Below are 13,375 nucleotides of genomic sequence, written 5' to 3'. Positions count from 1 at the left end.
TCTAACCCTGCGAAAACCTCACAATCGCCGATACCAAACAATCAAGACTGTCGGTGAATGGTGCGGCGACAGAGCCGGTCAGCAACGAAAGCTCGGTGCAGGCGATCAACAGGTGGTCACTTTGATCTGCCATCTGCTCCGCCAACCGCGCCATTTCGGCCATCGCCCCCGGTCCGGTATCGCCCGCCTTGATCCGCCGGATCAAGGCCAACACCGGGCCGTCATCCTGCGGCCAGACAGGCTCTGTTCCGGCAGATTTCATCGCTTCATCAAAGACACCCGTTAACCGGACTGCCGGCGATGCCAGCATTCCCACACGCCCTGGCGGTAGCATAGCCACGGTTGCGGTGCGCATGTCCAGAAACGGCAAGGACGATGCAGCGATGATCTGCGGCACAAAGGCATGCGCTGTGTTGCAGGGCATCGCCAGCGCCTTGGCCCCTGCCGCCTCCAAGTCCCGCGCCATCGCCGCAAGCACCGGGCCGGGATCTTCACCCTGTCCGTCGATCAGCCGTGCAATCCGGCTCGGCACGGCGGGGTTCTGATGGACGATCAGCGGGATGTGATCAGCATCATCGCGCGCAGGAACAACCCGCAACAGTCTCTGCATCAGCAGAATCGTTGCCTCTGGCCCCATGCCGCCAAGGATGCCAACCGGTTTCATGCGTGTGGCAGCACGTGGGTATAACCGGTCAGGCCGATGGCCCCGCCAGTGTGCAGAAACACCACCCGCTCGTCCTTTTTGAAATGTCCCTTGCGGATCAGGTCAATCAGCCCGGCAGCGCCTTTGCCCGAATAGACCGGGTCGAGCAAGATCGCCTCTTGCCGCGCGAAAATATTGATGGCTTCCAGCGTGCTCTCGGCGGGGATGCCATAGCCTTGCCCGATGTAGTCGCAATTCGCGACGACATCGCCCCGCGCCACCACACCCGGCGTGCCCAGCTTTTCCTCGACTGCCTGCGCCAGACGGAAGACATTGGCCTCTTGCACATCCTTTGGCGCGCGCACGCCGATGCCCAGCAGCGGCAATTGCGCGTTCAGAGCTTTCAGCCCCACGATCAGCCCGGCATGGGTGCCTGCCGATCCGGTGGCGGTGACCATATGATCAAAGCTGATCCCGCGATCCACCATCTGCCCCAGCAGTTCCAGCGCGCAGTTGACATAACCCAGAGCGCCGGTCGCATTCGACCCGCCGCCCGGAATGGCATAGGGCCGCCGCCCCTTGGCCCGAAATGTCTCTGTCATCGCCAAAAGCTCGGCGTTCATGTCCAGCCCAGGCCCGCGATGTTCGATGGTCGCGCCGTGCAGCACGTCAAGCAGCACATTGCCGTTCAGCCGGTAATTCGGTTCATTATACCCGGTTCGGTCCTCCAGCAGGATATGGCAATCCAGCCCCAGCTTTGCCGCTGCCGCCGCCGTCTGCCGCGCGTGGTTCGACTGCGTCGCGCCTTGCGTCAGCACCATATCGGCCCCCTGTTCCATCGCCTCGGCCATCAGGAACTCCAGCTTGCGGGTCTTGTTGCCCCCCGTTGACAGCCCGGTGCAGTCGTCACGCTTGATCCACACCTCCGGCCCTCCAAGCAGGGCGGACAGGCGCGGCATTGGTTCAAGGGGCGTGGGAAGATGGGCAAGACGGACACGGGGAAAGCGGGAGAGATGCATGATGAGTGTCTTTCTGGATGATAGAAAGCGGGTCAGATCGAACGTGCGGCGTACTTTTCCAGCCGCAGATCGGCGGTGCGGGCGTGGCCCTCCATCCCCTCAAATCGGCTGATGTTGGCAGTGACAGCGGCCAGACGCGGCAGAGCCTCGGCGGTGACGCGCTGCCAGGTGACGGTTTTCAGGAACTTGTGGACCGACAAACCACCCGTGTAGCGCGCGGCACCCGATGTCGGCAGGACATGGTTGGTGCCTGCCGCCTTGTCGCCAAAGGCCACGGTGGATTCGGCCCCCAGAAACAGCGAGCCATAGGCGGTGAGGCGGCGCTTCCACCAGTCCAGATCGGCGGCCTGCACGTGCAGATGCTCGGGCGCGATGCGGTCGGCCTCTGCGGCCATCGCCTCACGGTCAGGGCACAAAATGATCTCGCCCAGACCCTGCCACGCCGCCTCGGCTGCGGCGCGGTTCGGCTGCGGCAATTCGGCCGCGCACAGCGGCGCGAGTCGGGCCACCTCGGACGCCAGCGCGGCACAGTCGGTCACCAGCCAGACCGGCGAGTTTGCGCCATGCTCCGCCTGCCCGATCAGATCCCAAGCCACGGTCAGCGGATCTGCCGTGGCATCCGCGATCACAAGTGAGTCGGTTGGCCCCGCCACCATATCAATGCCGACACGACCATAGAGCAGCCGCTTGGCCTCGGCGACATAGGGGTTGCCCGGCCCAACAAGGATATCGGCGCGGGGCAGCCCGAACAGGCCGAATGCCATGGCGGCAATTCCCTGTATCCCACCCAGCGCCAGAATCCGGTCAGCGCCGCAATGGTGCAGGGTGTAGAGGATCGCATCCGGGATGCCGCCCGCTGCCCCGGCACGTGGCGGCGAGACGGCGGCGATGTGCGGCACTCCTGCAACCCGCGCCGTGGTCACAGTCATCATGGCACTGGCGATATGGCTGTAACGCCCCCCCGGAATATAACAACCAGCCGCCTGCACCGGGATCAGCCGCTGTCCGACGGTCAGGCCGGGGCGCAGCTCCACCTCGGTTTCGGTGATGCTGTCACGCTGGGCCTGTGCAAAGCGGGCAATGTTTTCATGCGCATAGGCGATGTCGTCTTTCAGCCCTTGCGGCACGCGGGCGCAAGCCTCGGCGATGGCCTGTGCGGACAAGATGATGTCGCCGGTATAGCCATCCAACTCGCGCGCCATACGCCGCGCCGTGTCCTCTCCCCCGGCTTCCAGATCACAGAGCAGGGCGCTGACACTTGCCGAAAGGTCAGCCGCCTGCACCCTCTCAACGCTGCCCTTTTTGAAATGTGTTCCGTTCATGTCTGCCCCTGATCTTTGGGGCGACTGTCAGGCCCTTTGACCGCTTCTGACAACGCCCAAATCCCGGCTTCAAGGAAATGGACCGCAGCGTTCCAGCGCTTGAAACCAGTGGCTTTGTCAGTTTCGCTATACATCCGGCCCGGTTTGCGCTATTGGCGCTGATGTCGGCCCGAGGATTCCGGGGGCACGTCGGGCGAGGAGGCCCACGGCCAAAAGGGAAAGAAGGCGCCGCACAGGGCTTCACGGATGCAATGGCATCCTCCTTTTTGGACAGAAATATGATCGATATGAACGTGGCCGCGCCGCTGGCGCAGGCTTTGGAAGCCAAGGGCTATGAAGCCCTTACGGCAGTGCAAATGGCTGTTCTGGCCGATGGCGTCGAGGGTCGTGACCTGCTGGTTTCGGCGCAGACCGGCTCGGGCAAGACCGTGGCCTTTGGTCTGGCGATTGCGCCGGAAATTCTCGCAGGCTCTGACCGCCTGCTTTATGCCGACAAGCCGATTGCGCTGGTCGTTGCCCCGACGCGCGAACTGGCCCTGCAGGTCAAGCGCGAGCTGGACTGGCTTTATGGCGTCGCAGGCGCGCAGATTGCGTCTTGTGTCGGTGGCATGGATTACCGCACCGAAAAGCGTGTGCTGGATCGCGGCACGCATATTGTCGTCGGCACACCCGGCCGTTTGCGTGACCATATCGAACGCGGGTCGCTGGATCTGTCGTTCTGCCGCGCCACCGTGCTGGATGAAGCCGACGAGATGCTGGATCTGGGCTTTGCCGAAGATCTGGAATTCATTCTGGGCGCTGCCCCACAGGATCGCCGCACGCTGATGTTTTCGGCGACTGTGCCGAAAGAGATCGAAACGCTGGCCCGCACCTTCCAGCGCGATGCGATGCGCATCATCGCCAAGGGCGAAACCAAACAGCATGCCGATATCGAATATCGCGCCATGTCGGTTGCCGCGCGTGACCGGGAGCATGCGATTTTCAACACGCTGCGCTATTACGATGCGCCGACCGCCATCGTGTTTTGCAAAACACGGATGAACGTGACTCATCTGATGGCGCGCATGACCAATCGTGGGTTTCAGGCTGTGGCCCTGTCGGGAGAGTTGTCGCAGCAGGAGCGTACCCACGCGCTGCAATCGCTGCGTGACGGGCGCGCGCGCGTTTGTATCGCGACTGACGTGGCCGCGCGCGGCATCGACCTTCCGGGTCTGGAACTGGTGATTCACGCCGATCTGCCGTCGAACTCTGATACCCTGCTGCACCGCTCTGGCCGGACCGGCCGCGCCGGAGCCAAAGGTGTTTCCGCGCTGATCGTGCCACCGGCTGAGGCGAAAAAGGCACAGCGTCTACTGGCCGGCGCCAAAGTTGTGGCGCAATGGGTCAAAGCCCCGAGCGCCGAGGAAGTGCAGGCCAAGGATGACCAGCGCATTCTGGAACACCCGTCCCTGACCGAAGCTGTCGGCGACGAATCCGCCATGGTCGCCACCCTGATCGAGCGTTTTGGCGCAGAACAAACCACCGCCGCCTTTATTCGCCTGTGGCGCGAAGGTCGGTCCGCACCGGAAGTGCTGTCCGACAGCCTGCCGCCGCCGCCTGCCTCCGCCCCGCGCGAGCGCAGCGAATTTGGCCCGTCGGTCTGGTTTACCCTGACGGTCGGCCATTCCGGTCGGGCCGAGGCACGCTGGATCCTGCCGAAGATCTGTGATGGTGCCGGTATCTCCAAGGACGGGATCGGCGCGATCCGGGTCAAGGAAGATGTGACTTACGTTCAGATCGCCGAACCGCTGGCTGGTCGCTTTGGCCCGCAGCTGGAGCTGGAAGCTGGCCTGATCATGTCGCGCATGGAAGGCGAGCCGAGCCTTGACCGGCCTGAGCGTGCGCCGCGCCCTGTGCGCGATGATCGCCCGGCCTATAAGCCAAAGCCGTCGCGTGTGGTCGAGGATGAAGCCATCGTCGCTGCTCCGGCACCGGCGCGCAAACCTTACGTCAAGCGCGACGATGCCGAGCGCAAGCCTTATACCCCGCGTGAAGACAAGCCCTACGCACCGCGCGCCGCTGCGGAACGCACGCCCTATGCCAAACGCGATGATGCCGAGCGCAAGCCCTACGCCCCGCGTGAGGGTGCAGAGCGCAAGCCTTATGCCAAGCGCGAAGACGGCGACCGCAAGCCCTATGCTCCACGCGACGGCGCAGAGCGCAAGCCCTATGCCAAGCGCGAAGATGGCCCGGCGGGTGGTGCCAAGTTCAAATCGGCAGGCTTCAAATCCTTTGGTGGCAGCGCTGACAAACCAGCCCGCGCTGCAGGGTTCAAAAGCCATGCGTCCGAAGGCACCGGCTATAAGCCAAAGGCCGAAGGCGACCGGGCGGAAAAGCGCCCCTATGCGCCAAAGGGTGATGACGCGCGGCCTTTCACCAAAGGCAAACCGGCGGGCAAGCCCGCAGGGTTCAAGCCTGCTGGCGACGGCAAAAAACCATTTGCCCGCAAGTCTGACGCCCCGGCCCGCCCGCGGGCTGATGCAAAGGATACGTCCAAACGCTTTGTCCCGCCAAAGGGCGCAAAGCGCTGAACCGGCAAACATCTGAAACGACAAAAGGGGAAAGCTGCGGCATTCCCCTTTTTCGTTACAGCCGCGCCATGATCGCGTGATGCAGGGCAGGGTTCGTTGCAATCACCCCAGCCGTCATTGCGGCGGGAGAGTTGAACCGCAAAGCCGTTCCGACCCGGTCTGTCACCCGCGCCCCGGCACATTCGCAAATCAGGCTGCCCGCCGCGATGTCCCATTCCCAGGTGTCACGAAAGGTGATCATCCCGTCATAGCGCCCCTCGGCGGCCAGACACAGCCGATAAGCCAGCGAGGTGCGAAAGCTGCGCTTCAGCTCTGGCACACCGCCCGGCCAGTGCGACGGCTCCATATTGGCTTTGGTCGCCAGCAGATTTGATCCGACCAGATCGCTCCGCGTCCCGGCCCTGATCACATCGCTGTTGCACCGGGCAGGCCCACCGGTTTCGCCGGTGTAGAGCCTGTTCTTGGCTGGCATCATCACAGCCCCCGCAATCACGCGACCCACTTCAGCCACGGCAAGCGACACGGCAAAGTTGTCTTCCCCGGCCACAAAAGCGCGGGTGCCGTCAATCGGGTCCACTATGAACACCCGCTTTGCCGTCAGGCGATCCGTCGTGTCGGGCGTTTCCTCTGACAGCCAGCCGTAATCAGGCCGAGCTTCCAGCAAGGTTTTCTTCAGCATTCCGTTGACGGCCAGATCCGCCTCGGACACTGGACCATGTTCGCCGCCCTTGTCCCAGACTTGCGGATTTTGCCGCCAGAACCGCATGGCAATCGCGCCCGCAGCGCGGGCGGCGTCAGCCAGCAGCTCCAGATCACGCCCCGGCAAGGGTCATCCCATCAATCAACAGCGACGGAACCCGCGTCGACAGATGCGCGCGGGCGTCATTCGCGGGAATAATCCGCAGCAGCATGTCACGCAGGTTTCCCGCGATGGTGCATTCGTTGACCGGGTACTGGATCACGCCATTCTCCACCCAGAACCCCGCCGCGCCGCGCGAATAATCGCCCGTGGTCGCGCTGATGGTAGACCCGATCATCGAGGTCACCAAAAGCCCGGTGCCCATCTGCGCGACCAGTTCATCGCGGCTGACCGTTCCGGGGGTCAGGTCAATGTTGCTGGTCGAGGGTGACGGCGGCGACGAGGCCCCGCGCGCCGCATTGGCGGTCGAGGGCATCCCCAGCTTGCGTCCGGTCGCCAGATCCAGCGTCCAGCCGGTCAGCACACCGTTTTCCACGATCACGCGCCGTTGGGTCGGCAGGCCCTCGCCGTCAAACGGGCGACTGGCGCTGATCCGTACTCGGTGCGGATCCTCAACCACCGACAGCTGCGCGGGCAGCACCTGTTGGCCCAAAGCATCGCGCAGCCAGGATGCCCCCCGCGCAATTGCCGCGCCATTGGTTGCCGACAGCAAATGTCCGATCAGGCTGGACGCCACCCGTTCGTCAAACAGCACCGGATATGTGCCGGTCTTTGGCCGCACCGCCCCCGCGCGCTGCAAGGCACGCTCGCTGGCCAGACGGCCGATGCCTTCCGCGCCCGGCATATCACTGGCAAAGATCCGACCCTCGGCCGCCCAGTCCCGCTCCATCGCGGTCCCGGTCCCGGTAAAGGCCACCGCTGACAGCGAATGCGAGGTGCGCCCATAGCCGCCCGAAAACCCGTTCGACGCCGCCAGATGCATCGCCCGACGCCCATAGCTGGCCGATGCCTCGACCTGCGTGATCCCGGCCCGGTCCATTGCTGCGGCTTCGACCGCGCGCGCCGCCGCCTCCAGCGCTGCCGCCCCCGGCTCTGCCGCCGGATCGGCCAGTTCCAGTGCTGCCAGATCCCAGTCCCGCGCGATCTGCTCCGGCTCCGCCAGCCCGGCATAGGGATCAACCGGGGCCTCGCGCGCCATGGCCACAGCGCGTTCGGCCAGCGCGGCAATCGTCGCATCCGATACATCCGACGCCGAGACACAGGCCTGCCGCCCGCCGATCAGCACCCGCAGACCGATTTCGATGCCCTCTGACCGCTCTGCCTGTTCCAGCTTGCCCGCTCGGATGTCGATCGACAGCGAGGTGCCATCCATCGCCAGCGCATCGGCCTGATCCGCCCCGGCACGGCGGGCGGCTGACAAAAGGGCATCGGTCAGGCGCGAAAGATCGGTCATGTGGGAATTCCTTGCACTGTGCTCTGGCCGAGGTAGTCCGTCAGGCATCAGCCTGCAAGTCACCACCTGCAAACCACAGGGGCGGCCCCGGTGCGGGGCCTGCCGCAGTGGCGATTACTTCAACCGCTGGCCATTGGCAAAAAACCCTTTGTCGCGAAACTCCAGCGACGAGTTGAGCACATCCGGCCCGTCACCCGGCTTGGCAAACATTGCAATCATCATCCGCGCGCCCATCGCCTGATCCTGCGGGATCACGCCCATGGCAACCAGCTTGTCCAACAGCCCGTTGCCGCCCCGGATCACCAGGTCAATCTTGCCGGTCGGGGCAGGCACACCGTCAAATGTGGTGGTGTCGCTGTTGTCAAATGTCATCGCCCCGGTGCCGGTCAGTTCAGCCCCTGCGAATTTTATGGTCAGATCGGTCAGATCGAGCGCATGGATCTCTCCCGGTGCCGCCTCACCCAGCGCGGCCATCGCCTGTTCGTCCATCAGATCCGAGGTCAGGCGGACCTTGCCCTTGGTGTCGATGATAACCGTTGCCGGATCGCGCGGCAGTGCGACAGTCGGGTCAAACATGGCCCAGATCTCGTCCGACACCGCCAGATCAACGATCCGGGTCAGAAAGGTGAAATCGGTTGGTTCCTCTGTCGCCACCAGTGGCATCAGAAAATCAAACGCCGCCTCACCATAGCTCAGCTTCACCTCGGGGAAGGGAATATCCGCACCCGTCACCACCAGCGACACGCCGGTGCCACCGGCGCCATAACGCAGCGCCTCTTCCGCCATGCTGGCGCGGAAATGGCCGCTCTGGTTCGAGGCGACAATCTTGGTGGGTTTGCCCTGATCCATGGCATCAATGGTAAAATCGCCCTGACCATAGCTGAAATCGACATCGGCGGTGAAACCGTCGCGCAGCGCCTGCGCCATGTTCTCCATCGCGTCGATGCCCAGGAAATTCCCGTCCGACGCCACTTTCAGCGTGGCCAGAGTGCCGGTTACCGTTGCACCATCGGTCGGCGTTCCGGCTGTCATGGCAAACTCGACGCTGTCGATCGTCAGGGCACTTTGCAGAACGCTTGCCGCAGACTGTGTATCCAGCGTGTAGATGCCCGCCAGACCCGTCAATGTGGTATCGACATCGGCCAGCGCCTTATCATCTTCGCTGATCTGCATGTCTACCGTGATCGAGGGCGCGCTATAGGTGTACTCGGTGCGTGTCGGACTACCGCCTGCAATCAGGATCACGCCCGGTTGCTTCAGCTCCAGCGCGATCTGCTGCGTTTTGCCATCATCGCCGGGCATGGTCATGTCGATGCTGTAGGTGTCGGTCATCGTCACCTCCACCGTGCCATTGCCCAGATCGCGGAACCGCAGTTCGTCAATGCCGCCGTCAATCCGGGCACCGTCCTGATCCATACCGATCTTCATGCCGGACACGACCAGCGTATCGCCATTGCGCACCATCTGATCAGCGGTGATGGCCTGACCATAGCTGGCCCCCATTTTCTGCCAACCCTGCCAAACCTCTTCCGGAGTGACTTGTGCCATCACGGGTGCAGAGCAAAGGCCCGCAAGAATCGCCGCAGACGCTGTCCAAATTGACTGTTGCATGATGCACCTTTCAGAAAAATCCGCTGTTTGGCTGGCATCCTCCCGCCGCCGCGCGGGGAGGTCAAGGCTTTCCGAACGGCGGTCGGTGCTGCTAACTGGCGCTGATAGACAAAAGGAGACCGGCCATGAGTGCAAAGACCGTCATCATCACCGGTGCCAGCCGGGGAATCGGCGCAGCAGCCGCGCGAGAATTTGCGGCGGCAGGCTGGCGCGTGGCGCTTCTGGCCCGATCAGAGCGCGAGATTTCGGCCCTGTCCGGACAGATCGGTGCCGCGGCCATGGCACTGCCCTGTGATGTGGCAGACCAAGGCGCGATGCAGGCCGCCGTGCAGACCGTTCTGGCCCGTTGGGGGCGGCTGGATACGCTGATCAACAATGCAGGCATGATTGACCCGATCGCGCGGCTGGCCGATGCCGACGCCGATGCCTGGGGCCGGTCGGTCGATGTCAATCTCAAGGGCGTGTTCCACGGCATGCGCGCTGCAATCCCGGTGATGAAGGCCGCAGGCGGCGGCACCATCATCACCATCAGTTCGGGCGCGGCCAGTAACCCTTATGAAGGGTGGAGCGCCTATTGTGCCGCCAAGGCCGGTGCAGCAATGCTGACCCGCGCCGCCCATCTGGAGGAGGGGGAGAACGGTTTGCGCATCATGGGCCTGTCGCCGGGAACGGTCGCCACAGAAATGCAGATCAGGATAAAGGCCAGCGGGATCAACCCCGTTTCGGCCCTCGATCCCGCCGTTCACGTCCCCGCCGACTGGCCTGCCAAATGCCTGCTCTGGATGTGCGGTCCGGGCGGTGACCCCTGGCTGGGCGAAGAAGTGAAGCTGCGCGACGAAAGCATCCGCCGCGCGATAGGAGTGATTGAATGATCAATGTCGAACTCGAAGGCCGCCTGCTCACGCTGACCCTCAATCGGCCGGACAAGGCGAATTCCCTCACCCGGCTGATGCTGGAAGAGATGGACGCCGCCCTCGCCCATGCCGAACTCAAAGGCGTGCGCGCAGTGATACTCACCGGGGCCGGACATGTGTTTTCTGCCGGGGCCGATCTGGATGACGCCCGCGCGGGTCTTGCGATAGACCCGGTTTGGGAACGGCTGTCTGCCCGCGTGGCCGGTCTGCCCTGCCTGACCATTGCCGCGCTTAACGGTACGCTGGCCGGGGGCGCAATGGGCATGGTGCTGGCCTGCGATGTGCGACTGGCAGTGCCTGCAGCCAAGTTCTTTTACCCGGTGATGAAGCTGGGTTTTCTGCCGCAACCCACAGACCCGCGCCGCATGACGGCCCTGATCGGACCGGCGCGCACAAAGATGATCCTGATGGGCGGTGCCCGTATTGATGCCGCCGAGGCATTGAGTTGGGGGTTGATTGATCGAATCACGCCGCCCGAAACCCTGCTGCATGAGGCGCAGAGCCTTGCCGCAGACTCGATGGCCGCCAGTGCCGACCATGTTGCGGCGATCAAGCGGCTGGTGCCGCCCGCTTAGACCTTGCGGATCGTATCGCCCGGTTGCAGGGTCGGCGTCAGCTCGATGATCTCGCCGCCGACAATGCCGTCGGGCCGCTTGCCCGCGATGATCTCTGCGGCCAGCCGCCCGATGTCCAGCCGGCAGGCATCCATCGTCGCCAGACGTCGCGGCAGACCGTCCAGCAGCTCCACGCCGTTGAACCCGGCCAACCCTACGCGTCCTGGCACATCAATGCCCTGGTCAAGGCAATACAACAGCCCACCCGCGCCAATCATATCATTGGAGTAATACAGAAAATCCACATCCGGGCTGCGTTTCAGCACGGCTTCGGTCATTTCGCGCCCCTTGAGCAGGGCCGATCCGCCCGAGTAAAACTCCCGGTCTGCCAGCTGCAGCCCCTCACGCGCCAGGGCTTCTTCGAACCCGGCAAGCCGCTTTTTGGCGCGATGATCGTTTGGCATCTGCGTGCCCAGAAATGCGATCCGCCGGTATCCCGCCGCCACAATCGCCTCGGCCATCTGCCGTCCGGCGCGGCGATGCGAGATCCCCACGGCGGAATCCACCGGCGTGCCGTCAATATCCATGATCTCGACCACCGGCACCCCGGCCTGCGCCAGCATAGCCTGACTGGCCTCGCTATGCTCCAGCCCGGCCAGAATAAGCCCGGACGGCCGCCAGCTGAGCATTTCGTAGATCACGGATTCTTCCCGCTCCGGCAGGTAGTTCGTCACACCTACCACGGGTTGCAGCCCGGTATCCTCCAGCACATCGGAAATACCGGTCATCACCTCGGGGAAAACCATATTGGACAGGGAGGGTATGATCACCCCCACCAGATTGACCCTCTGGCTGGCCAATGCTCCGGCGATCTTGTTGGGGACATAGCCCAGCCGTCGTGCCGCCTCCAGCACCCGCTCGCGCGTGCCATCGGACACATCGCCCCGGTTGCGCAATACGCGGCTGACGGTCATTTCACTTACACCCGACGCTTCAGAGACATCGCGCAGGGTCAGGGTGCGGCGGGGATCAGGGACAACGGGCTTTGCCAATGGATACGGCCTTCTGCAGCGACTGCCTTTTCTTGTTAGCGCCAAACACAGCGCTTGTCCAAGCCCGATTCGATTGATAAGTTACCGCTAACAGCCAGTTTGATGGCCAATGATATCCTGCGCGTCCTGCAAGCTCTCAACCCAGGCGCGACGGACCCGGAGGGGGAGTGGTGGGCCAAAACTCACTCCCCCTTTTCTTTCCCCCGCTCAAACCTGCTCCGCACCAAGTCCATGCTTGAATCCACCATCGTTTTTCCGCATGAAGAACACGCGTGGTCCCGTGGCTCAACTGGATAGAGCAGCCCCCTCCTAAGGGGCAGGTTGCAGGTTCGAATCCTGCCGGGGTCACCAGAAAACCCGGTAAAATATGGCTTTTTCTCAGATGCTTGCGAAGGGCGCTGCAAAAACGCCCGTTTGATTGCCCGCGAAATTGGGCACCGAAAGCGGGATTTCTGTACAAAACCTGTACAAGTTCGGACGCGATTCCGCCCCTCTGAGGCGCCCCGATGAGCTGGCGCGTCGCGAACGAATGCGCCGACCGCCGCTTCGGCAGCGCCGCCCGCAAGCAGATCATCATGTTTCTGGCCGACAAGGCGAGCGATGACGGCTCGGGCATCTGGTGCTCCAAGGGCACGATCCAGCGGCACACCGAGCTGGGCGAAAGCACCGTGAAGCGGACGATCAGCGATTTCCTGCGCGAGGGCATCCTGATCGAGACCGGGCGCCGTCCCTGCAAGAACGGTTTCACGGTGATCTACCGGATCGTTCTGGCCCGCGTGACGGCACTGGAATCTTCCGCCGAACCCGACGAGGGGACGGGGGTCACAGTGGACCCCGTCCAGACTAAACCCGGTACGGGGTCCACAGTGGACGGGGTACGGGGTCCAGGGTGGACCCCAAACCACCCTAAAACCATCCATAAACCACCTACGCACAAGCGCGCGCAGGCGGCGGTGGAAGATGAAAGACTTGAGAAAATCTGGGCCGCCTATCCGAAGGACCGGCAGCGCGGGAAGGCGGCGTGTCTTGCCCGGATCGCCGAGGCATTGAGGGAGGGCGGTGACCCCGATGACCTGCTGCACGCTGTTCAGGCCTACGCCACTGAGAGCGCAGGGTTCACCCGGTCAAAGGTCTGTTTCGCGGACAACTGGTTCGCTGACCGTCGCTGGCGGCGGTTTCTGGAGGCGATGACCGAGGAACGGCAGGCGCAGACTGCCCTAGCAGCTGACCACCACGCACGGCTGGCCACTTGGGTGCGTGACCGCAACCCGATGTGCAAACACATCACCGCGCCGCAGGTGACGGCGCTGTTGGCGTCAGGGCTGGTCAGCGACGGCCAGCTGCGCGCAGCGAGACTGGCGGCATGAGCAGCGCGTTCTTTGCAGGCCGCATCGCGTCCCATGCTCCGCGCTTTCTGCACAACGCATCACTTACCGCGTCCTCTGCGCCGCGCCTTCCGCATTGCGCATCACGTCCTTTGCGCCGCGTCCCGTGCTTCGCGCACAATGCATCGCGTTCCCAGCATCGCGTCTCCTGT

Annotated in this window: 11 protein-coding genes and 1 tRNA gene; 5 read left to right on the top strand and 7 right to left on the bottom strand. The window is 63.6% G+C overall.

All coding sequences use genetic code 11. The features are described from left to right. Nucleotide 1: 1 nt before the first annotated feature. Genes cuyB through hisD form a run of 3 tightly spaced genes read right to left on the bottom strand, consistent with a single transcriptional unit; the run spans nucleotide 2 to nucleotide 2,984 of the window. Entirely contained in the window at nucleotides 2–664 is a 663-nt protein-coding gene (gene cuyB, locus D1012_RS10060) for a cysteate racemase (RefSeq protein WP_118151685.1), read from the bottom strand. Beyond that, the gene (gene cuyA, locus D1012_RS10055) at nucleotides 661–1,662 is read right to left on the bottom strand and encodes a D-cysteate sulfo-lyase (protein ID WP_118151683.1); all 1,002 of its coding nucleotides are present in this window, start codon (nucleotides 1,660–1,662) and stop codon (nucleotides 661–663) included. Before cuyA ends, cuyB begins: the two co-directional genes overlap by 4 nt. A 32-nt stretch (nucleotides 1,663–1,694) precedes the next feature. Continuing rightward, nucleotides 1,695–2,984 carry a histidinol dehydrogenase gene (gene hisD, locus D1012_RS10050; protein ID WP_118151681.1) on the bottom strand — a complete coding sequence of 430 codons (1,290 nt, stop codon included), beginning with the start codon at nucleotides 2,982–2,984 and terminating at the stop codon, nucleotides 1,695–1,697. Nucleotides 2,985–3,262: 278 nt separating this feature from the next. Here hisD and D1012_RS10045 point away from each other — a divergent pair, with 278 nt between their 5' ends. After that, the gene (locus tag D1012_RS10045) at nucleotides 3,263–5,554 is read left to right on the top strand and encodes a DEAD/DEAH box helicase (RefSeq protein WP_118151679.1); all 2,292 of its coding nucleotides are present in this window, start codon (nucleotides 3,263–3,265) and stop codon (nucleotides 5,552–5,554) included. 55 nt (nucleotides 5,555–5,609) lie between these two features. Here the strand turns inward: D1012_RS10045 and D1012_RS10040 are convergent, their stop codons facing one another. From D1012_RS10040 to D1012_RS10030, 3 genes are all read right to left on the bottom strand, one after another. Next, nucleotides 5,610–6,380 carry a 3'(2'),5'-bisphosphate nucleotidase CysQ gene (locus D1012_RS10040; protein ID WP_118151677.1) on the bottom strand — a complete coding sequence of 257 codons (771 nt, stop codon included), beginning with the start codon at nucleotides 6,378–6,380 and terminating at the stop codon, nucleotides 5,610–5,612. Continuing rightward, the gene (locus tag D1012_RS10035) at nucleotides 6,367–7,707 is read right to left on the bottom strand and encodes a TldD/PmbA family protein (RefSeq protein WP_118151675.1); all 1,341 of its coding nucleotides are present in this window, start codon (nucleotides 7,705–7,707) and stop codon (nucleotides 6,367–6,369) included. The genes D1012_RS10040 and D1012_RS10035 overlap by 14 nt, the downstream gene beginning before the upstream one ends. A gap of 114 nt (nucleotides 7,708–7,821) precedes the next feature. Further along, complete coding sequence (locus D1012_RS10030) at nucleotides 7,822–9,255, bottom strand: DUF2125 domain-containing protein (RefSeq protein ID WP_158569303.1); 1,434 nt, start codon at nucleotides 9,253–9,255, stop codon at nucleotides 7,822–7,824. A 188-nt stretch (nucleotides 9,256–9,443) separates the two neighbouring features. On the opposite strand from D1012_RS10030, the gene D1012_RS10025 reads away from it, so the two are divergent. Next, a complete protein-coding gene (locus D1012_RS10025; RefSeq protein ID WP_118151671.1) occupies nucleotides 9,444–10,190 on the top strand; it encodes an SDR family oxidoreductase in 747 nt (248 codons plus the stop codon). Then, the gene (locus tag D1012_RS10020) at nucleotides 10,187–10,807 is read left to right on the top strand and encodes an enoyl-CoA hydratase/isomerase family protein (RefSeq protein ID WP_118151669.1); all 621 of its coding nucleotides are present in this window, start codon (nucleotides 10,187–10,189) and stop codon (nucleotides 10,805–10,807) included. Before D1012_RS10025 ends, D1012_RS10020 begins: the two co-directional genes overlap by 4 nt. Here D1012_RS10020 and D1012_RS10015 read toward each other — a convergent pair. Further along, entirely contained in the window at nucleotides 10,804–11,838 is a 1,035-nt protein-coding gene (locus D1012_RS10015; RefSeq protein ID WP_267897827.1) for a LacI family DNA-binding transcriptional regulator, read from the bottom strand. The two genes, D1012_RS10020 and D1012_RS10015, sit on opposite strands and share 4 nt — an antisense overlap. Nucleotides 11,839–12,112: 274 nt before the next feature. Here D1012_RS10015 and D1012_RS10010 point away from each other — a divergent pair. Beyond that, a tRNA-Arg gene (locus tag D1012_RS10010) sits at nucleotides 12,113–12,189 on the top strand. Nucleotides 12,190–12,344: 155 nt separating this feature from the next. Then, nucleotides 12,345–13,205 (top strand): hypothetical protein, encoded by an 861-nt coding sequence (locus D1012_RS10005; RefSeq protein WP_118151667.1) that lies wholly within the window; start codon nucleotides 12,345–12,347, stop codon nucleotides 13,203–13,205. The last annotated feature ends 170 nt before the right edge of the window (nucleotides 13,206–13,375 follow it).

Source organism: Pseudotabrizicola alkalilacus, from assembly GCF_003443995.1.
Taxonomy (GTDB): domain Bacteria; phylum Pseudomonadota; class Alphaproteobacteria; order Rhodobacterales; family Rhodobacteraceae; genus Pseudotabrizicola; species Pseudotabrizicola alkalilacus.
This window is presented reverse-complemented; position numbering and strand designations above follow the sequence as displayed.

Bases quoted from the DNA above. Each gene is read 5' to 3' on its own strand.
- cuyB (WP_118151685.1), bottom strand. From the start codon at position 664: ATGAAACCGGTTGGCATCCTTGGCGGCATGGGGCCAGAGGCAACGATT.
- cuyA (WP_118151683.1), bottom strand. From the start codon at position 1,662: ATGCATCTCTCCCGCTTTCCCCGTGTCCGTCTTGCCCATCTTCCCACG.
- hisD (WP_118151681.1), bottom strand. From the start codon at position 2,984: ATGAACGGAACACATTTCAAAAAGGGCAGCGTTGAGAGGGTGCAGGCG.
- D1012_RS10045 (WP_118151679.1), top strand. From the start codon at position 3,263: ATGATCGATATGAACGTGGCCGCGCCGCTGGCGCAGGCTTTGGAAGCC.
- D1012_RS10035 (WP_118151675.1), bottom strand. From the start codon at position 7,707: ATGACCGATCTTTCGCGCCTGACCGATGCCCTTTTGTCAGCCGCCCGC.
- D1012_RS10030 (WP_158569303.1), bottom strand. From the start codon at position 9,255: ATGGCACAAGTCACTCCGGAAGAGGTTTGGCAGGGTTGGCAGAAAATG.
- D1012_RS10025 (WP_118151671.1), top strand. From the start codon at position 9,444: ATGAGTGCAAAGACCGTCATCATCACCGGTGCCAGCCGGGGAATCGGC.
- D1012_RS10020 (WP_118151669.1), top strand. From the start codon at position 10,187: ATGATCAATGTCGAACTCGAAGGCCGCCTGCTCACGCTGACCCTCAAT.
- D1012_RS10005 (WP_118151667.1), top strand. From the start codon at position 12,345: ATGAGCTGGCGCGTCGCGAACGAATGCGCCGACCGCCGCTTCGGCAGC.